The sequence below is a fragment of the Devosia lucknowensis genome, from assembly GCF_900177655.1.
GTDB classification, from domain to species: Bacteria; Pseudomonadota; Alphaproteobacteria; order Rhizobiales; family Devosiaceae; genus Devosia; species Devosia lucknowensis.
Genome location: NZ_FXWK01000001.1, coordinates 1,919,061 through 1,937,054 on the forward strand (window position 1 = coordinate 1,919,061; position 17,994 = coordinate 1,937,054).

The 17,994-nt window shown below is 61.6% G+C and carries 20 protein-coding genes; 11 read left to right on the forward strand and 9 right to left on the reverse strand.

Translation table 11 applies throughout. The features are described 5' to 3' along the window. Positions 1–41: 41 nt before the first annotated feature. Positions 42–1,010 carry a helix-turn-helix domain-containing protein gene (locus CCK88_RS09410; RefSeq protein WP_086470181.1) on the reverse strand — a complete coding sequence of 323 codons (969 nt, stop codon included), beginning with the start codon at positions 1,008–1,010 and terminating at the stop codon, positions 42–44. 181 nt (positions 1,011–1,191) lie between these two features. Here CCK88_RS09410 and CCK88_RS09415 point away from each other — a divergent pair, with 181 nt between their 5' ends. Further along, positions 1,192–1,566: a hypothetical protein gene (locus CCK88_RS09415; protein ID WP_086470182.1), complete on the forward strand. Its 375-nt coding sequence runs from the start codon at positions 1,192–1,194 to the stop codon at positions 1,564–1,566. Between the two features lie 21 nt (positions 1,567–1,587). Here the strand turns inward: CCK88_RS09415 and CCK88_RS09420 are convergent, their stop codons facing one another. The 3 genes from CCK88_RS09420 to CCK88_RS09430 form a co-directional block, all read right to left on the reverse strand. Continuing rightward, positions 1,588–2,085, reverse strand: a complete 498-nt coding sequence (locus tag CCK88_RS09420; protein WP_086470183.1) for a hypothetical protein — start codon at positions 2,083–2,085, stop codon at positions 1,588–1,590. Continuing rightward, complete coding sequence (locus CCK88_RS09425) at positions 2,078–2,644, reverse strand: response regulator (RefSeq protein WP_170926409.1); 567 nt, start codon at positions 2,642–2,644, stop codon at positions 2,078–2,080. The genes CCK88_RS09420 and CCK88_RS09425 overlap by 8 nt, the downstream gene beginning before the upstream one ends. Before the next feature lie 74 nt (positions 2,645–2,718). Continuing rightward, positions 2,719–3,093 carry a DoxX family protein gene (locus tag CCK88_RS09430; protein ID WP_086470185.1) on the reverse strand — a complete coding sequence of 125 codons (375 nt, stop codon included), beginning with the start codon at positions 3,091–3,093 and terminating at the stop codon, positions 2,719–2,721. Between the two features lie 140 nt (positions 3,094–3,233). Here CCK88_RS09430 and CCK88_RS09435 point away from each other — a divergent pair, with 140 nt between their 5' ends. The 7 genes from CCK88_RS09435 to CCK88_RS09460 all read left to right on the forward strand — a co-directional run bounded on the left by CCK88_RS09435 (position 3,234) and on the right by CCK88_RS09460 (position 8,142). Beyond that, positions 3,234–3,902, forward strand: coding sequence for a spermidine synthase (locus tag CCK88_RS09435; RefSeq protein WP_086470186.1), 669 nt, complete (start codon positions 3,234–3,236; stop codon positions 3,900–3,902). Between the two features lie 113 nt (positions 3,903–4,015). Continuing rightward, complete coding sequence (locus tag CCK88_RS09440; RefSeq protein ID WP_086470187.1) at positions 4,016–4,222, forward strand: hypothetical protein; 207 nt, start codon at positions 4,016–4,018, stop codon at positions 4,220–4,222. Positions 4,223–4,277: 55 nt separating this feature from the next. Next, positions 4,278–4,958, forward strand: coding sequence for a DUF1236 domain-containing protein (locus CCK88_RS09445; RefSeq protein ID WP_086470188.1), 681 nt, complete (start codon positions 4,278–4,280; stop codon positions 4,956–4,958). Positions 4,959–5,058: 100 nt separating this feature from the next. Next, on the forward strand, positions 5,059–5,235 hold the full coding sequence (locus CCK88_RS18420) for a hypothetical protein (RefSeq protein ID WP_170926410.1): 177 nt from the start codon (positions 5,059–5,061) through the stop codon (positions 5,233–5,235). Positions 5,236–5,438: 203 nt separating this feature from the next. Next, complete coding sequence (locus tag CCK88_RS09450) at positions 5,439–6,146, forward strand: PepSY domain-containing protein (protein WP_086470189.1); 708 nt, start codon at positions 5,439–5,441, stop codon at positions 6,144–6,146. Next, positions 6,146–6,808, forward strand: a complete 663-nt coding sequence (locus CCK88_RS09455; RefSeq protein WP_086470893.1) for a response regulator transcription factor — start codon at positions 6,146–6,148, stop codon at positions 6,806–6,808. Before CCK88_RS09450 ends, CCK88_RS09455 begins: the two co-directional genes overlap by 1 nt. Further along, a complete protein-coding gene (locus CCK88_RS09460) occupies positions 6,805–8,142 on the forward strand; it encodes a sensor histidine kinase (RefSeq protein ID WP_086470190.1) in 1,338 nt (445 codons plus the stop codon). Before CCK88_RS09455 ends, CCK88_RS09460 begins: the two co-directional genes overlap by 4 nt. On the opposite strand, the gene CCK88_RS18425 is transcribed toward CCK88_RS09460, so the two are convergent. After that, positions 8,111–8,248, reverse strand: coding sequence for a hypothetical protein (locus CCK88_RS18425; RefSeq protein WP_170926411.1), 138 nt, complete (start codon positions 8,246–8,248; stop codon positions 8,111–8,113). The two genes, CCK88_RS09460 and CCK88_RS18425, sit on opposite strands and share 32 nt — an antisense overlap. Before the next feature lie 204 nt (positions 8,249–8,452). On the opposite strand from CCK88_RS18425, the gene CCK88_RS09465 reads away from it, so the two are divergent. Then, positions 8,453–9,253, forward strand: coding sequence for a DUF429 domain-containing protein (locus tag CCK88_RS09465; protein ID WP_086470191.1), 801 nt, complete (start codon positions 8,453–8,455; stop codon positions 9,251–9,253). Here CCK88_RS09465 and CCK88_RS09470 read toward each other — a convergent pair. Next, positions 9,250–9,882 carry a hypothetical protein gene (locus tag CCK88_RS09470; protein WP_086470192.1) on the reverse strand — a complete coding sequence of 211 codons (633 nt, stop codon included), beginning with the start codon at positions 9,880–9,882 and terminating at the stop codon, positions 9,250–9,252. The two genes, CCK88_RS09465 and CCK88_RS09470, sit on opposite strands and share 4 nt — an antisense overlap. A gap of 219 nt (positions 9,883–10,101) precedes the next feature. After that, a complete protein-coding gene (locus tag CCK88_RS09475) occupies positions 10,102–11,010 on the reverse strand; it encodes an HNH endonuclease (protein ID WP_086470193.1) in 909 nt (302 codons plus the stop codon). A gap of 606 nt (positions 11,011–11,616) precedes the next feature. On the opposite strand from CCK88_RS09475, the gene uvrB reads away from it, so the two are divergent. After that, positions 11,617–13,932: an excinuclease ABC subunit UvrB gene (gene uvrB / locus CCK88_RS09480; RefSeq protein WP_086470894.1), complete on the forward strand. Its 2,316-nt coding sequence runs from the start codon at positions 11,617–11,619 to the stop codon at positions 13,930–13,932. A 344-nt stretch (positions 13,933–14,276) separates the two neighbouring features. On the opposite strand, the gene CCK88_RS18235 is transcribed toward uvrB, so the two are convergent. Further along, positions 14,277–14,912, reverse strand: coding sequence for an SLATT domain-containing protein (locus CCK88_RS18235; protein ID WP_170926412.1), 636 nt, complete (start codon positions 14,910–14,912; stop codon positions 14,277–14,279). A gap of 74 nt (positions 14,913–14,986) precedes the next feature. Between CCK88_RS18235 and CCK88_RS09490 the strand changes: the two genes are divergently transcribed. Then, positions 14,987–16,876 carry an RNA-directed DNA polymerase gene (locus CCK88_RS09490; protein WP_086470195.1) on the forward strand — a complete coding sequence of 630 codons (1,890 nt, stop codon included), beginning with the start codon at positions 14,987–14,989 and terminating at the stop codon, positions 16,874–16,876. A 483-nt stretch (positions 16,877–17,359) separates the two neighbouring features. Here CCK88_RS09490 and CCK88_RS09495 read toward each other — a convergent pair whose 3' ends face one another. Continuing rightward, positions 17,360–17,755: a hypothetical protein gene (locus tag CCK88_RS09495; protein WP_086470196.1), complete on the reverse strand. Its 396-nt coding sequence runs from the start codon at positions 17,753–17,755 to the stop codon at positions 17,360–17,362. Positions 17,756–17,994: the final 239 nt, after the last annotated feature.

The window sequence follows — 17,994 nt, forward strand, 5'->3', positions numbered from 1 at the left end:
AGCGTGGGATATCGCTCAACGCTGCGTCGGATCAGTCATAATCATTTCCGGGTCGCATAATGCCCGTCGCGCAGACCGCCCGGCGTCACGCCGAACTTGCGGCGGAAGGCGGTCACGAAATTGCTGACCTGGCCATATCCGAGGTCCCACGCCAGTTGCTTGAGCGGCAGGGGTGATCCGCTTTCCAGCGCCGCCCGGGCCGCATCGAGCCGCGCGTCGTGCAGATAGGAAAAGACAGTGGTGCCATAGAGATCCCGAAACCCGCGATTGAGCTTCTTGGACGAGAGCCTGACCGATGCCGCGAGGCTTTCGAGATCGGGCGGCTCGCGCAGATTGGCGAGGATCAGATCACGCGCCATCCGCACTTTCTTCTGCTCAGGCGACGACAGGGTCTGCGGGTCGGGACAAGACCCCAGATGCGCAAACTGATGGGCCAGCAACTCCAGCACCTTGGCCTGCATGAACAGCCGCCCCATGCCACCTTCGAACGGCTGGCGCAGCAGCGCCTGGCTCAGCCGGCCGACCGAACCGGGCAAGGCGCCCATGTCCGCCACGTCGTCCCGCCGCTGATCGAGCACATCGCTTACCGTCGTGGGCAGTTTCGTATCGGCGCCCAGCATGTCCATGGCTTCGCGCTCCACCCGTACCGCCACCGACCGCCATCCGCGCTCGGCATCGATTTCATAATGGCAACGCCGATCGGTGGGCGAGATCGCATAGAACCGCCCCTCGTCGCGCCACGGCAATTCCTCGCAGCCATCCATGGTCACGAGGCCCCGGCTTGAAAGCACGCTGCCCAGGACGATCCTGCCTTCGCGCTGTTGATCGCCGACATCCATCTGGAAACGGCAATTGGCCGACGCCTCGCCCCGATAGAGCCAGATGCCGGGCAGAACCTGGGTTTCCTCGACATAGGCACGCACTGCGCCATGCCGGAAGCGCAGCCGGTCCGATTGTGCGAAACGGTGCGACCACGAGCAGCCCCCGCTTGAAAACAACCATTCCGCCATGCAATTGCCCGATCTGAAAGCGGTCTAGGCTAGGCCAAATCCTAAACCTGTCAATACTTTGTCGTTATGCCATCCGGGCCGCAAAACGGCGCACGCTACACAATAACGGCGGCATGATATCTTGTGCCCGGCGCCAAGAGTCGCCATCCCGGCGCTCGCCACGTCCTGGGGGACTTCCATCATGCCAAGCCTGGCACATGTTTATTTCCGCACGGCCATCCTGTTCCTGATCGCCGGCATCTGCATCGGCATCTACATGTCGATGAGCGAAAACCACGCCGTCGTCGGCGCCCATGCCCATATCAACCTGCTCGGCTGGGTCACCAGCGCCTTGTTCGGCACCTATCTCGCGCTCAATCCGGGCAAGGCCTCGGGTCTGCTGCCCCGCCTGCAATACTTCATCTACGTCGTAGGCGTCACCGTCATGGGCGCCTCGCTCTACCTCATGCTCGATGGCAATACGGCGCTCGTGCCCGTCGTCGCCGGCGCCTCGATCGTCACCTTCGTCGGCGTGCTGTTGTTTGCGGTCATCATCTTCATGCCCGATCGCCTCTGAACCGGCCGGCGCGCTGGAAAATCAGCGCGCCGCCTCGGCAGGCATTGCGCGAGCCACGATCCGGTCGGTCAGCGTCTTGAGATTTTTGAGCAGCGGCCGGAACGGCTCGATATCGTTACCCCGGCACATGTCCTGCTGCGCGAAGACCAGCGCATCGGCATAGACCTTCGCCTCGTCCTGCCGCATATCCACGCCGTCGATCATGACGGCGTCGAGGCAGTCAAAGGCATGCATCGCCACTTCGGTGAGCAGATGCCGGCCTGCAAGTCCGGCGAGGTCGCGCGTCGAAGCCGCCCAGCCGCAGCCTTTGGCCGCCTGCGCCGGCACCCAGTCCTGCAGCAGCGTCACAAGGGGCACGATCGCGGCCTCGATCTGCGTTTCCACGTCCGCTTTCATCGCCTTGACCGATCGGTCCGAAGCCGCATTCGCACCACTGCGATTGATGCCGCCCGGCCGCAGCGCTTCGCGCTGGAACTTGGTGCTGACGGTCACCAGCCGGCCTGTCACTGCATCAGACATCGGCATCCTCCAGCGTCGCGTCGGCCCCGGCGTCACCCTGACGCCGCTTCGGCACGCCCTCGTGTTCGTCTTCCCGGAACCGGCGGTCCGGTCCGTAATAGGTGGGACTTTCCCAGAATGGCCGTGGCCGACGGGCGATCCAGTTGATGCGGTCGTAGAGCACCACCGGCGCCACCGGTTTGGACAGCACGAAATTGGCGCCGCAATCGCGCGCCTCGTGCACGCTGATGCGCCGGGCCGTACCCATGGTGATCACCATGGGGATCGAACGCCGGATATGCCTGGTATCGAGCCGGATCGCTCGCACGAATTCGATGCCATTGGCTTGCTGCCGCTCGCGCCCCGGCGCCGGCAGGTCGGCGGCAACGATCAGGAAATCCACGTCCCGGTCGGTCAGCAACCGGGCCGCGGTCTGGGCCTCGCTCGCTTCATGCACCGCCTTGGCGCCGAAGCCGAACAGGAGGCGGCGGAATAACTCGCGATAAAGATCGCTCGGATCGGCTACCAGAAAGCCGATCTCCGACAGATTGACCGAGTCTTCCACAAACTTCAGTGCCATGCTCATGTTCGATAGAACAAAACTGCTGACACTCCCTTAAACCGCTGCGGCGATTTGAGATCGTCTGCGCGTGATTAGCGGGCGACGAACGGAAAGACTTGCCGCACCTTCTCCTCGCGCAGCCACAGCGCCACCCAGACCGCGATCCCCAGATAGATCGAAAACAGCGTGTGGCTGAACAGCGGATTGTCCACCCGCAGGTTCGCCGCCAGCGATCCACCCAGCAGACCCGTCGTCAGCACTGCGCCGAGCAGCGCCGTGCGCGGGATCAGGAACAGCACCATCACGCCGATTTCGATGGCCGCGATCAGCAGCATGTACTTGGTCGGCCAGCCCACCACCTGCATGGGCTCGATGGCCGCCTCCATCCCGAGGATTTTCGGCGTCGCCGAGGCTCCTGCCAGGAACAGCGCGATCAACACACTCAGAATCCAACCAGCAATTTTCATTCTCGTATCCCCCGGGCGCACCATGCAGCCCTTTGCCCAAGCGACGGAGACCGCACCGCCGTTTCGACAATTCTGCCAACAAAAAGCTGCAAAACGGTTCGCGATGGGATACCCCCATTGTCCCAACGAGGAGAATTCCCATGCTGCCCTGGCAAAAGCTCGGCGAGACCACCATGCCCGGCGGCGGCCCGATGACGCTGATGCAGCGGGGCAGCGAATTCTCCGTCATGTCGGGCGTCGTCACCCTGATGAACAGCCGCATGAGCAATTCCGAGGAACAGCTCGCCAAAATGTCTGCCGCCCGCCTCGGCGCGCGGCCGGCCCCACGCATCCTCATCGGCGGCCTCGGCCTCGGCTTCACCCTGCGAGAAGCTCTCAAGTGCTTTGCCGCGGACAGCGCCATAGTCGTCGCCGAACTTGTTCCCGAAATCGTCGAATGGGCCCGCGGCCCGCTCCGGCCGCTGCACGGCGACAGCCTCGACGATCCGCGCGTCAGCATCCATCTGGGCGATGTCGCCACGGCCATCGGCGGCGGCAAGCCCTTCGACGCCATCCTCCTTGATGTCGACAACGGACCCGACGGGCTCTTTCGACCCGCCAACGACCGCCTCTACGGCGCCGCGGGCCTGGCAGCGGCGCGCGCTGCCCTCACGCCCGGCGGGCATCTCGCGGTGTGGTCATCCCACCCCGATGCGCGCTTTACCAAACGCCTCAGGCAGACCGGCATGCAGGTGGACGAAATCACCGTCCGGGCGCGCAACAACGGCAAGGGCGATCGCCACACCTTGTGGTTCGCCACGCGCAGCTGACAACACGCTGACATCCGTATACATTGAAATATAATATATATTTCAGTCACTTAGCGAAACCAGACCGACATGCGCGCGTTGTTTCCGCATCACAGATGTATCGGAGACAATCCATGTCCATCGAACGCGAAACCATCATCGAACAGCCTGTGCACCGCGAAACCGTGGTGACCGGCGGCGGCAGCCCGGCCGGCCTCATCGGCGGCATCATCGCCGCCGTCGTCGCGGTGCTGCTCATCCTCTGGCTCGTCAATGGCGGCATCACCAGCGATGGCGACGCCGTCAACGTCGATCTGCCCAATGTGACGGTCACCGAATAACGCCGCCACGCATCGAAGACCCGGCGGCTTCGTCCGTCGCAAGGAGGAATTTTCCATGAACCGCATTTTCAAGGTCGCCGCAGGCGCCATCATCGCCACCACCGCCCTTACCGGCATGGCTTTCGCGCAGTCGGCTTCGGCCACCGCGACCGCCGAACTCAACATCCGCTCCGGCCCGGGGCCGCAATACGCATCCGTCGGCTTCATCGCCTCGGGTGACACCACCGTCGTCGATGGCTGCCTCCAGGGCAGCAAGTGGTGCCGCGTCAACTACAACGGCGTCGAAGGCTGGGCCTATTCCGACTACCTCACGGCCGATCTGTCCGGCGACGTGGTGGTGCTCACCGACCGCTATGCCGATGTCGGCCTCAGCACCGTCACCTATACCGATGACGGCTCGGCAGCCGGCGGCGCCGCAGTTGGCGCAGCCAGCGGCGCGGTCATCGGCGCTCTCGTCGGCGGCCCCATCGGCGCCGCCGTGGGTGGCACCATCGGCGCGGCCAGTGGCGGCACGGCCGGTGCCATCATCGACCCACCGGAAACCGCACGCACCTATGTCGCGTCCAATCCCATCGACCCGGTCTATCTCGACGGTGAAGTGGTGATCGGCGCCGGCGTGCCGGACAATGTCACCCTGCAGACCATCCCCGACTACAACTACCGCTACGTCTATATCAACGGACAGGCAGTTTTGGTGGATCCAGGCACCCGCCAGATCGTTTACGTGGTCCGGTAAGCGTTCCATCGACCTGACGCTCAGGCGTCAGATGACGTCAGGTCATGGCGACGCCGATTGCACCGATCGGCGTCGCCTCGTTTCATTTAAGGGCTTGATTATGTACTTTACCTATCAGCAGCGACAGCAGAGGCAGCGCCGGTTTCGAGCAGCCATCCTGGCTTGTCTCGGCATTCTCGTTTTTCTGCCCAAGGATCTTTCGGCAGTGAATACTGTCCTCAATGGCCTCAACCCGGTCACTTCGGTTCAGGCCACCGAAGCGTCCGACCAGCGGTAGGACACGGCATTGGGCGAGCGGGGAAAGCGCGGCCCTGGCTGACGACAAAATGGGGGGCGGGGTGCCGGCAGCCAGGGCCTCGTTCGTCGACGCATTCCAGCATGGGCGGACGCCAACGACCCAAAGCTAGCACGACCCCGCTGATGAAGCGCTTCGTCCCGCTGTAAGCGATTTGTCAGCAAGCAAGTCTTATCCTGGCTCCAATGAACCTGCGTTACGTCATCGTCGTCTGTCTAGCGCTCGCCTGCGCCGCGCCTGCGCTGGCGCAGGGAAACAGCGCCAATGCGCCCGGCCAGTCCAACGGCAACAACGGTAACGGCTCGGACAGTTCGCCCGGCAACAGCGGCAATGCTCCTGGCAATGGCGGCAGCGATAGTCCCGGCAATAGCGGCAATGCGCCCGGCCAGTCGAACAGCAATAACGGCAACGGTTCGGACAATGCCCCCGGCAACAGCGGCACTTCTCCCGGCAATAGCGGCAATGCCCCGGGTGAGGGAGGGGCGGGCAGCCCGGGCAACAGCGGCAACGCTCCCGGCCAGTCGTCGCCATCATTACCTGCCGGTGGCGGATCAGGCGGCGCGGCACCGGCCACCCCTTCGCCAATCGGATCAGCCCGACCACCGGCCTTCGTTCCGCCTGCCGCTTCGCCTCCGCAAGGGGGGCCGCCGCCGGTCAGTGCCATTACCTTGTCCGGCGATCAGGTGCGCGATGCGGTCGCGTCCCGTCAGGCCATGTCGCTTGCCGACTTCGGCGAAGCGGTCCACCAGCGCAATGGCGGCGAAATTGTCGACGCCAATCTGCTTCGGGTGCGCGGCATGCTCGTCTATGCCCTCAAGGTTCTGGACGACTCCGGCCGCTTGTCCATCCAGTATTTTTACGCACGCTCCGGCGTCTATATCGGGAGCGAATGATGCGCATCCTTCTGTGCGAAGATGACGACCAGATCGCCCAGTCCATCCAGCTTGCACTTGAAAAATCAGGCTTCACCGTGCAGGTCGAACGCGACGGCGAAGCGGCCTTGTTCCGGGGTGAAAGCGAAACATTCGACGCGGTCATCCTTGACCTCGGCCTGCCGCAGATGGATGGCCTCACCGTGTTGAAACGCTGGCGTCGGGCCAACCTCTCGATGCCGGTCCTCATTCTCACCGCCCGCGGCCAGTGGGAGGAACGGGTTGAAGGCATCGAAGCCGGTGCCGACGACTACGTCGTCAAACCCTTCCACATCATGGAAATCGTAGCGCGCCTGCGCGCCCTTATCCGTCGCGCCGGCGGACACGCCACCGCCCGCATTCCATTCGGTCCTTACGAGCTCGATACCCGCACCCAGCAGGTGACCGAAGAGGGCATGCCGCTCGATCTCAGCCCTCAGGAATACAAGCTCGTCTCCTATCTTCTTCACAATCGGGGCCGGGTGGTCTCCCAGCTCGAGATCACCGAACACCTCTATCGCCAGGACTACGAACGGGACTCCAATGCGGTCGAGGTCCTGGTGGCCCGCGTCCGCAAGCGGCTCACGCCCGATGTCATCAAGACCAGGCGCGGTTTCGGCTACATGCTCGGTGAAGGCTATTGAGCCGCGTATCCATCAAGCTCCGGCTCATGGGGCTGTCGGTTCTCTGGGTCATCGGCTCGCTCGCGGCGGCGGCCTTTGTCCTCCAATACCTGTTCGTCACCACGATGGAGCGAAGCGTTCGCGACGATCTCGAGGCCGCCATGACCCGTCTGGTCGCCTTGATCGACCTGCAGTCAGCCGATCTCGCCTTGACCGCGCCCATGCCCGACCCGCGATACGATACGCCTCTGGGCGGTCGATATTGGCAGCTGGTCGACACGCAAACGGGCGAGCGCATCAGCTCGAGATCCCTCTGGGATGTGACCTTGCCCGATGATTCCAGCGCCGACTACACGCTCGATCACTACATCGGCACACAGGATCTCCACCTGATCTATCTCAGCCGCACCATCGAGGCTGCGGGCCGGAGTCTCCGGATCTCGATCGGCGAGGACCACGAGCCGGTGCATCGCGCGGCCACGGCCTTTCAGCACGATGTCATTCGGCTGCTCATCCTTCTCGGCGCAGTCATCCTGGTGGCGGCATGGTTGCAGCTTTGGCTGGGTCTGCGTCCCCTCGACCGCGTGCGGCGAGCCGTCGATGACATCAGGCAGGGTCGGCAGTCTCGTCTGGGCGATGGCTTCCCACGCGAGGTGCAACCCTTGGTCGCCGAGGTCAATGCCCTCCTCGACGAGCGCGAAGCAAATATCCTGCGCGCCAGGGAGCGTGCCTCGGATCTGGCCCACGGTCTCAAGACCCCTCTGGCCGCCTTGCATGGAATCGCCCTGCGCGTGCGCGAAAACGGCAGCGTCTCCGAAGCTGACCTGATCGACGACCTCGCCTTCGAGATGTCGAAGCGCGTCGACTACCAGATGCGCCTCAGCGCCCTCCGGCTGCGAAAGACCGACCTTGGTGAAAGTGCCTCGCTCAATTCGGCCATCTTGCGCACCATCACCGTGCTCAAGAAAACCGGGCGTGGCGAAGGCCTGCATTGGGTAGCGGAACTGGCCAAGGACTGGCAGGTGGACATCCATCGCCAGGACCTTATCGAACTGGTCGGGATCATCCTGGAGAACGCCAGCAAATGGGCGACGACACGCGTGACCGTCAAGACCGCTCTCGCCGCGCACGGCGTCTGTCTCGAAGTCATCGACGATGGCCCGGGCATTCCGCCCGAACGACTGGCGCAACTGGGCGAACGTGGACGTCGCTTCGATGAGGCAGTTCCAGGAAACGGCCATGGCATTGCCATCGCCTACGAAATCCTGTCACTCAACAACGGACAGGTGGAGTTCAGCGCCTCCGAGAGCGGTGGACTGCGCGTCAGGATAACTCTTCCCCTTGCCGCTCAGTGAGCGAGAGCAGATCCTCTGCCGCGGTTTCCGCATTGGGCATCAGCAGGATCACGGCGCCGATACAACCGGCGATCCAGCACAGTCCGAACAAGACAAGGCTGATCATCGAGGCTTCCTTCCATATCCTGTGAGCGGGGCCGGCGAAACACGCGCGCTTCTATCCGGCCGTTGCATACCCAACTCGCCCCGGCCGGTATGGTTTCAATAAACCATTGATTAGCTTGTTATATTTCCATGTCGCGAAGTGTCAGCGTCGTGTCAGGTTCGCAACGGACATGACGAAACATCGTCGTTGCGGCACACTCTGACCATGCGCAGTGTTCTTGGCATCGATGCGGCCTGGACGCCAGGCAACCCCAGCGGCGTCGCCGTAGCCCGGGACGATGGTGCCGGCTGGCGCCTGGTCGCGGCGGCGGGCTCCTATGCCGCCTTCCACACCCTTGCCGGCAATTCGACTGAAACCCTCTTTGACGCCCATCGCCTTCTTGCCGACACGACGACCATTACCGGTGTTCCGCCCGCGCTTGTTGCCATCGATATGCCCCTCATGGCCACGCTGATCTCGGCTCGCCGGGTCAGCGACAACGCCATATCCAGCGCTTATGGCGCGCGCGGCGCGGGCACGCACAGTCCGGGCGCGTTGCGTCCGGGCCCCCTGGCCGTGGCCATGCTCGATGGCCTTACCCGTGCCGGCTACCCATTGCTGACAGCCAGTCCCGTTACCGGCCGTGGTACGCTGGAGGTCTACCCCCACCCCGCCCTGATCGAGCTGACCGGCGCCCCGCGCCGCCTGCCCTACAAGGCTCACAACCGTGGCAAATACTGGCCGCACCTGTCCCCCGCAGCCCGCCGCGCGGCGCTGCTTGCGCAGTGGCATGACATCCGGATCGCGCTCGATGCCGTCCTTCCCGGCACCACGGAAGCCCTGCCCCTGCCCGAACCTGCAGCACCCGCCGCCCGGCTCAAGAGCTTCGAGGACACGCTTGACGCCATCATCTGCGCCTGGATCGCCATCTGTGCCCTGGAGGGTCGCGCCGTCCCGTATGGCGATGCCGACAGCGCCATCTGGGTGCCGCTGCCGCCGTCGTCGGCGCTCCCCCGCTCGGACTAGCGCCCCGCGAGGTCGTCGATGACGATGTCGCAATCCTCCGGCAGGCCGGCCACGACATTGGCCGCGTTGCAGGCCGTCAGTGTTGCCTGCCGCACGTCGTCGCCCGACCGGATTTCGAACCCGTCGCCGGCGCGCGAGCGCGCGACCACCACATTACCCGGCAGGTCCGCTGCCGTTTCCGTCAGCGCCTGCACCGCCAGGTGGCTCAGCTCCGGCATGTCGGCGCTCCAGCCCTCCGGCACGATTTCCCCTATCAGCGTGCAGGCACCGTCATCGGCAGCCCGCGCCGCTTCGCAATCGGCCATTGCGCCGGCCTTGGCGGCATCGCGCGAATGCAGCCCTGACCGCATCTTGTATTCGGTCGTGCCGCCCGCTGCCGGGCGATAGGACACTACCGCGCCATAAAAATGCTGCCCCGCAGCCGCGTCCCCGATCATGGTGGCGAGCTGGGTCTGCTGGTCGGCGCTCATGTCGTTGGGCAGGAGATCCACCTGATAGCGCCGATGGTCGGGCAGCGCCGACCGGGCTTCGGCCAGTCCCACCGGCGCCGGGTCGACCGCGTCCTGCGCATCGGCCGTGGCGAGGACAAGCGGCGCCAGCATGACAACGAGGGCGACAACATTTCGCATCCGGGCACTCCCTTCATCCCAAAAGCCCACCCGACCCTGCGAATGGGGATGAAATGAGGCGCCGCCTCACGCGCCTCCCTTCTGGAAACGCTCACCACCATCTGCCTCGCCCGCTCCGGCCGCGTCGAAGGCGAGCACCGGTATTTCATTCCACGCTTGCCCATGCGTTCCGGCGGTATTTCTGCCGCCGGATGTCGGCCACACATCAGACAAGCAGGTTCAAACCTTGAACCTGTTCTCGCGGTGCCAGGCGAGAAACACCGGATGCGGCCAGTTTCGCTCGTCAGACGGCGCTATCAACCTGCCCGTACGATTGATCAATGCGTCGACGCTGTCGCGATCATTCACATGGCGTGACACCATGATGTCGTGCTGGTCACTGAAAGTGATCAGCCCCCTGTCGAACATCCAGTGCACAGTCCCCGATAGCGCCAGCCCATTCTGCACCCGGTCCGGGCCGTTCGCTTCCACCGGCCGTATATGGGCCGCCTCAACTTCGGCACGCCCACCGCCATTGATCAGTTTGAGGCCCGTGACGCAGCATCGTTCGTCATAGGCCCGCAGAATCAGGCGGCGAAACACCCTGTCCCGCACAAGCCGCGACGTCAGCCCCTCAACCCGCTGCCGTTCGGCCTCGAACGGTACCTGTGTATCCTCGCCGAATTCGGGCGCCGCGATGTCGTTGTCGAGCGCCACACCGACGCGCGGCAGCAGCGTGTCCATCTCCACCAGACCCCGATAGAGAATCCGGCTGAAATCATGCGGAGAAAGCGGTCGCACTGCCGCCTGCGCCCGCCCGGAATTTCGTCCCGCATCGTTGAGTAGGCCGGTCTCTGTCACCCCGTCCTCGACGACAAAGGGGACGGGCGAGGCAAATTCGAGATACGAGCCCGGTTCAATCAGCGCGACGTACATGCCTTGCGCCTTTGGGTCCGCAACGATCTTCTCGACCTTGGCGACAGCATAATATCCCTTGGAGCGCCGCACTTTGGTCGGCTCGTAGTAGATGATCCAGTCGCCAATGAACTTGGTCGCCCGCGACAAATACATTGCCGGAAACTGATACTGTCGCGCCGGGTCGTCCTCGTAGACCGAATCTGCCCGGTGGATGAAAACACCAAAACCCATTTTGCCCCCTGCACCCAATGCTAGGCGAACTCTGCCGACCTGACCAGGCGGCCCCTCCTCTGTCTCACCCCTCCCGCGCCTCCCGCGCCTCCCGCGCCTCCCGCGCCTCCCGCGCCTCCCGCGCCTCCCGCGCCTCCCGCGCCTCCCGCGCCGAGCAACCCTGAATTACGTCCCGATGCAACCCACCCCGTTCCCATTCCGTTCGCATCGTGCTAACAACCGTGATCCATTCCCCTGCTGACATTGCGTGACGGAGTCCCCATCTATGGGTTCATCTGTACCGCCCCTGTTGCTGACCCTCACGAGCGCGCCATGGCCCCCAAATCGACCCGCCCCGGCAAGGCCGAATTTTCCATCGACGACTTCCTCGGCGAGATCGAGAAGGCCGAGGACATCGCCGCATCCAAGCCGCTCTATGCCGAGCGCATGAAGAACAAGCGCGCCCTCGATCGCGCCGATGCCGCCGAGAAGCTGGCAGCCTCCGAGCCCAAGACCGCACTCGAAAAGCGCCGGACCACCAAGTCCAACAACGACACCGCCACCGGCATGTCGAAGAAGACCGGCAAGACCAAGATCAATTCGGTCGACCGCGTCGATTTCGATGGCATGGGTGAAGCGCCGCAGGCCGGCTTCGGCCACGTGCCGTCGAAGCCGCTGACGGCCCGCGACATTTCCCGCACCGCCGCCGCCGATCCCGAAACCCAGGCAAAGCTACGCGAAGCGCTCGACGCCTCGGTCAGGAAGAACAAGGCCAAAAAGGGCGAGGACGTGTCCGGCGCCACCACCGTCGGCGTCACCGCCACGGTGAAGGCCCTCGAGCAGATCATCCTCCATGGCCGCAAGGAAGTGGAAGGCTCCGCGCCCTGGGTGCCGCATCGCCCCGAGCGCCCCAGCAAGCGCGGCGCCAGCAAGCCCTTCCGCCTGGACACCGCCTACACGCCCGCCGGCGACCAGCCTACGGCGATCGCCGAACTCATCGAGGGCGTCAACAATGGCGAGACCGACCAGGTCCTGCTCGGTGTCACCGGCTCGGGCAAGACCTTCACCGCCGCGCAGGTCATCGCCCAGACCCAGCGCCCTGCCCTGATCCTCGCGCCCAACAAGACCCTCGCCGCCCAGCTCTATTCCGAGTTCAAGGGCTTCTTCCCCGACAATGCGGTCGAGTACTTCGTTTCCTACTACGACTACTACCAGCCCGAGGCCTACGTTCCGCGCACCGATACCTATATCGAGAAGGAATCCACCATCAACGAGCAGATCGACCGCATGCGCCACTCGGCCACGCGCGCGATCCTCGAACGCGACGACGTCATCATCGTCGCCTCGGTCAGCTGCATCTACGGCATCGGCTCGGTGGAAGACTATACCGCCATGACCATCGACGTGCAGAAGGGCGAAAAGATCGACCAGCGCCAGCTGCTCGCCAAGCTCGTCGCCCTGCAATACAAGCGCGGCGATACCGGCTTCGTGCGCGGCACCTTCCGCGTGCGCGGCGATACCGTCGAAATCTTCCCCGCCCACTACGAAGCCGCCGCCTGGCGCGTCTCGCTCTTCGGCAACGAGGTGGAGTCGATCACCGAATTCGACCCCCTCACCGGCAAGAAGAGCGCCGACCTCACCTTCATCCGCGTCTACGCCAATTCCCACCACGTGACGCCGCGCACCACGATGAACCAGGCGATCAAGCAGATCAAAGCCGAGCTCGCCGCGCGCCTCCAGGAGCTCAACGGCGCCGGCCGCTTCCTCGAAGCCCAGCGCCTCGAACAGCGCTCGCTCTTCGATCTCGAAATGATGGAAGCCACCGGCTCCTGCGCCGGCATCGAGAACTATTCGCGCTACTTCTCCGGCCGCAAGCCCGGCGAGCCGCCCCCGACCCTCTTCGAATACCTGCCCGACAACGCCCTGGTCTTCGTCGACGAAAGCCACGTCACCATCGGCCAGCTCGGCGCCATGTATCGCGGCGACCTCCGCCGCAAGGCGACCCTCGCCGAATACGGCTTCCGCCTCCCCTCCTGCATGGACAATCGCCCCCTCCGCTTCGAGGAGTGGAACGCCATGCGCCCGCAATCGGTCTATGTCTCGGCCACCCCCGGCTCCTGGGAAATGGAACAGACCGGCGGCGTCTTCGCCGAACAGGTCATCCGCCCCACCGGCCTCATCGATCCCCCGGTCGAGATCCGCCCTGCCACCCATCAGGTCGACGACGTCATCGACGAGATCCGCCAGACCATCAAGGCCGGCTACCGCACGCTCTGCACCGTCCTCACCAAGAAAATGGCCGAGGACCTCACCGAATACATGCACGAACAGGGCATCCGCGTGCGCTACATGCACTCCGATGTCGACACCATCGAGCGCATCGAGATCATCCGCGATCTCCGCCTCGGCGCCTTCGACGTGCTGGTCGGCATCAACCTCCTCCGCGAAGGCCTCGACATCCCCGAATGCGGCCTCGTCGCCATTCTCGACGCCGACAAGGAAGGCTTCCTCCGCTCCGAAACCTCCCTCATCCAGACCATCGGCCGCGCCGCGCGTAACGTCGATGGCAAGGTGATCCTCTATGCCGACAATATGACCGGCTCCATGGAACGCGCCCTGGCCGAAACCAACCGCCGCCGCGAAAAACAGATCGCCTATAACGAGGCCAACGGCATCACGCCCCAATCGGTGAAAGCCCGCATCAACGACATCATCGACTCCACCGCCGAACGCGACCACGTCACGGTTAGTATCGGCAAGGGCAAGGACGGCAAGGAAAAAACCGTCACCGGCGACAATCTCACCACTGTTATCAAGGACCTGGAACGCGAGATGCGCGAAGCGGCGACGAATCTGGAATTCGAGAAAGCCGCCCGCCTCCGCGACGAAGTCAAACGCCTGCGCGAAATGGAACTGGATACGTTGGAAGGCGAGGTCTCGTAGTCATCTCCCTCTGGGGGGAGAAGTCGGCGCGCAGCGCCGGGGGCCTTACTTCGCCCCGGCCGCCACGCGGCGAAATCGCTCCAGTGGAGCAATTTGAGTGGAGAAGGCCCCTAGAGCTACGCTCGAACGGCAGGCAAGTCTCAGGGACTAGGTCAAGCGCCTTTGCGAAATGGACTGGACACTTTTGAAGGCGAAGTGTCGTAACACCTTTCACATTCGCTAGTCCCACACCGTCCGCATTGTCCGCAGGCTGTCCGCGCCGAGGGCTTGCTAGAGGGTAAGGGGCTCGCGCCAAAGGCCTAGATGTCCATGCGTTCCAGCCGGCGGCATTGCATTGATAACGACTAGCCTGCCGGCAGACGCCACAAATGCTGCCAAGTTAGGACCGCGAGCATCGGGTAGAAAGCTATCGCCAGTATATAAAGGCCATACGATTTAAGCCGCACCCAATTGCCGATGCCCCACCGCGCCAGTGCGTTTTCCATCCACTCGTGATCTGATCGAAACTCTCTCCAGCGATCCAGTTTAAAAAGAAGATAATCGCCGTCGTGGTGATTTAATCGTGACTCACGCAAGGCAGAAGCATACTTCGCTTCAAAGGTTTCAAGTTCGGAAGGGGTAAGAGTGCCGGCCTCAATTTTTGCGAATAGAGCACCATATATTTCGCCTAGCTTAAGCCCCGAATCGTTCATTATCTGAGCTGATCCAACATGATCTCGCGCCCATTCAATTAAGCTGAATACTATTACCAGAATAGAAAGCGCGATATTTACGACATTCAACCACGTTCCAGCGTCATCTGATAACTGCGAAGCAAATGCTACCTGCACAAGGGATGTACAGATCACATACACAGATAGGAGAGCGATCGTGGTGATAGAGACGACGTTTGTTGTTTTATGCCTCTCCATTGCTACAAATCGGGTCCCCTTCGTTCGCCATAGGCGCTCGCTCAAACCCTTCCCCAATGTGGTTTCCATTGCTCCGCTCATTCACACAAGTTGATAAGTCTGCCGTCTCACTGTACCTCAAGTGAAAAAATAGGGGGACCACGATGGCTGATGCCTTGTGGAAAAAGGCGATCGAGCAGAAATCACTTGAAGCCGGCTGGCACCTTACTCGTAGCGAGCTACGTGCGGACTTCTTCAATGATTTTTATTATCAGCAAGCGTTTGCGAACTTTTTGGCACCGCAGATCAGTGAGCTACAACGGGCCTTGGCGGCTGGCACGTATTCACCGCGGCCACTGCGCGCGACACCGGTACCAAAAAGTCACCTCTCTACTCGACCAGGTTCGGTCATACCGCTTCGTGACCGTATTCTTCTATGGTCAGTAGTCAGGACCATCGCTGAGCAAGTATATTCAACATTAAATAGCAAAGTATACAGCTACAATCTGAAAGAGCACCCAAAGCAAGGCGAGCTATTCAGAGAATCGGATGTGCTTTCTTTGCCGTTCCTCAAGAAAAAGGACATATCTGCGGAGCTCGACCCCTTCGAAGCTTGGTACAATTTATGGCCTGATTTTGAGGACAGAACAAAAGAGGCCATTGGCGAAGGGTACAAATTCTTGGTTGTATCCGACATCGCAGCCTATTTTGAGAATATAAACCTAGAAATACTGTCACATCAATTGATGGTTCACCTGAAAAACGAACCAAAAATCTGCAATTTACTGCATGATATATTCCGAAACTGGACCACTCGTACGCATACTGGCACTAAGGCACAACGCGGAATTCCACAAGGCTCCGGAGTTTGTGGTTTTTTCGGCAACATCTACTTGATGCCGGTTGATGAAGCCTTCCAAGAGTTCTCAGAACAAAACTCATGCCTGTACATCCGCTATATGGATGACGTTCGCATATTCTGCAAAGATGTAACTACGGCGAGGAAGGCAGCATTCCTCCTCGAAGACGAAACTCGGGCGCTACACCTTAATTTACAGAGTGCGAAGACCAAAATTCTGGAAGAAAAACCATCAGATAAACAAATAACAAACTACTTGTTTGACGACAGAGTTGACGAGCTAGTCGCACTAAGAGAGGCGCTAGACAAGAAAGGCATTGAACCCAAAAATTTGAAGTTGAGGCTGTCGGAAATTTCAAGGAAGACGCCGGCTAACCCGGAATCCAAGAAGCTTCATCGGGTAAAAGGTCCGACCAACAACCTCACCGACCGAGCACTACGACTTTGGATGAATCTCTGCATAGAGTCCGATGATCCAACATATATTGAAACGCTACTTCAACACATTCGAACAAATCCAGACCAGAGAATTTCTCGAATTTTCTTAAACACATGCAAGACTTTTCCCAGACACAGCAAGTTGGGAAATAACATCGTTAGCTTTTTGAACAGTGAGGCAAACATACACCTGCAGCAGGAAGCAGAATTATTACGCGCGGCGCGATATCTCAGCGCTGTTCCAGACGACCTATGGAAGCGAGCACTTTCCCACGTTCGCGTTGGAACGAAGGATTTCGGCCTGAGATCACAGTCTCTGCTACTGCTAGGAATGCGTAGTCATAGCAATTCAGTGTTGGACCTCGCAAGGAGAAAGCTATCAGACGAGAAGGACATCATCGTTCAACCGTATTATATGGCGGTGTTGGGCCAACTTGATGGTGAAGATCGACAGGATATCTCGCAGTCGTTTCTCAGAAGTGCAAACCAACATTGCCACGAATTTGGAATTCTACTCACCGACCTTGATAGCAATATCGGTGTGCTTAAAGGATGGTTAGATTTTGTTATGCGGAACGACGACAGAATTTGCGACTGGCAGGGTGTGCTGTGGTATTTGGCAGGTTCGCAAAATGCAGAGACCACAGCAGAAGTGCATTTCCGTATTGTCCAGAGGTTGAAGAGTGCAGGAGGTCGTACAATGCTCCGCGTGCGCCTGGCAGCCATCCGAAATAAGTTGTCAGCCCGATTTGCCTAGGGATTTTCGACTTGGCAAACTGATGGGAACAATAAGAACCCTTCATTGGACACCCCGACCGTCCGGCACCACACTCCCCTTATGACATCAGCGCTTCTCTCCAACGGCGGCCCGCCGCTCGATTATGATGACAGATACACCCCGCCCTGGGGCAGGAATGGCATTGGCCGCTATTTCGAATGGCTTCGGAGCCGTTCCGCATAGCGGATGAAAAGCTCCGGTGGAGCTTTTCAAGGCAGAGAAGGCCGTGAGGCCTTTGGCCGAATGGCGGGATGGCGGCGAAGAAGAAGGCCTTCGACGCGCCCTGTGACATCGCAAAACTCCGCGCCCAGCGCCCTTCGCATGGGAAGCGACGCGGGATTTCCCCCTCCACGAAAACGCCGCTGCAAAGGAATTCGGGGCGTCCGGGGATGAAGCCGGACGCCCCGAGGGACCGTCAGCACGCGGGGGGCGATGGTGCTGCCGGAAGGCGGAATGGGATCGCTAGTTTTTCTTGAGCTGGCCGGGGGCGCTGTTCCTGGCCGGGCCGTCCTGCTGGCCGGGAGCGAAATCGCGGGCCGGACCATCCTGCTGCCCCGGCGCAAAGGAGCGGGCGCTGTTGCCGTCGCCGACGATGAGTTCGACCGCCAGCAGCAGGGCGGGCGAGGTGACGATGGCACGGCAGCCGGTGCCGAGCCTGCTGTCCTCTATGCCGCACACATCGGCAGCAATGGCGCGCGACACCGTGACCCTGGCGGGCAAATCGGTCGGCGCGATGCCCAGCTCTGTCGCGAGCCTTGCGCCGATATAACTGAGGTCGACAGCGACACTGTCCTGCGCCAGGGCGGCGGGTGCAGTCATCAATGTGGCGGCCAGCGCCAGGACGGACAGGCTACGCATGGATCATCTCCGGGACGGAAAGCCCTCGCCCCAACAACCCGCGACCGAACCGATAGTTCCGCATAAACCATTGATTTTATTGTTATAATTCAATGATTGTGCCCGTCAGCAAATTGTCAGCTGCCCGCGCGCGCAAAAAAATATCCCCGCTGCCAGAACCTTGGCTATTGTTCTCCCATCCCCGCCAGTTACGCGGTCCCGACGCAGGGTCGGGCGGGGAGGATCGGATGGAGAGGGCG

Bases quoted from the DNA above. Each gene is read 5' to 3' on its own strand.
- CCK88_RS18425 (WP_170926411.1), bottom strand. From the start codon at position 8,248: ATGATCAGCCTTGTCTTGTTCGGACTGTGCTGGATCGCCGGTTGTATC.
- CCK88_RS18235 (WP_170926412.1), bottom strand. From the start codon at position 14,912: ATGGAAACCACATTGGGGAAGGGTTTGAGCGAGCGCCTATGGCGAACG.
- uvrB (WP_086470894.1), top strand. From the start codon at position 11,617: ATGGGTGAAGCGCCGCAGGCCGGCTTCGGCCACGTGCCGTCGAAGCCG.
- CCK88_RS09455 (WP_086470893.1), top strand. From the start codon at position 6,146: ATGCGCATCCTTCTGTGCGAAGATGACGACCAGATCGCCCAGTCCATC.
- CCK88_RS09475 (WP_086470193.1), bottom strand. From the start codon at position 11,010: ATGGGTTTTGGTGTTTTCATCCACCGGGCAGATTCGGTCTACGAGGAC.
- CCK88_RS09435 (WP_086470186.1), top strand. From the start codon at position 3,234: ATGCTGCCCTGGCAAAAGCTCGGCGAGACCACCATGCCCGGCGGCGGC.
- CCK88_RS09465 (WP_086470191.1), top strand. From the start codon at position 8,453: ATGCGCAGTGTTCTTGGCATCGATGCGGCCTGGACGCCAGGCAACCCC.
- CCK88_RS09425 (WP_170926409.1), bottom strand. From the start codon at position 2,644: ATGGCACTGAAGTTTGTGGAAGACTCGGTCAATCTGTCGGAGATCGGC.
- CCK88_RS18420 (WP_170926410.1), top strand. From the start codon at position 5,059: ATGTACTTTACCTATCAGCAGCGACAGCAGAGGCAGCGCCGGTTTCGA.
- CCK88_RS09470 (WP_086470192.1), bottom strand. From the start codon at position 9,882: ATGCGAAATGTTGTCGCCCTCGTTGTCATGCTGGCGCCGCTTGTCCTC.
- CCK88_RS09420 (WP_086470183.1), bottom strand. From the start codon at position 2,085: ATGTCTGATGCAGTGACAGGCCGGCTGGTGACCGTCAGCACCAAGTTC.
- CCK88_RS09410 (WP_086470181.1), bottom strand. From the start codon at position 1,010: ATGGCGGAATGGTTGTTTTCAAGCGGGGGCTGCTCGTGGTCGCACCGT.
- CCK88_RS09450 (WP_086470189.1), top strand. From the start codon at position 5,439: ATGAACCTGCGTTACGTCATCGTCGTCTGTCTAGCGCTCGCCTGCGCC.
- CCK88_RS09495 (WP_086470196.1), bottom strand. From the start codon at position 17,755: ATGCGTAGCCTGTCCGTCCTGGCGCTGGCCGCCACATTGATGACTGCA.
- CCK88_RS09490 (WP_086470195.1), top strand. From the start codon at position 14,987: ATGGCTGATGCCTTGTGGAAAAAGGCGATCGAGCAGAAATCACTTGAA.
- CCK88_RS09430 (WP_086470185.1), bottom strand. From the start codon at position 3,093: ATGAAAATTGCTGGTTGGATTCTGAGTGTGTTGATCGCGCTGTTCCTG.
- CCK88_RS09440 (WP_086470187.1), top strand. From the start codon at position 4,016: ATGTCCATCGAACGCGAAACCATCATCGAACAGCCTGTGCACCGCGAA.
- CCK88_RS09445 (WP_086470188.1), top strand. From the start codon at position 4,278: ATGAACCGCATTTTCAAGGTCGCCGCAGGCGCCATCATCGCCACCACC.
- CCK88_RS09415 (WP_086470182.1), top strand. From the start codon at position 1,192: ATGCCAAGCCTGGCACATGTTTATTTCCGCACGGCCATCCTGTTCCTG.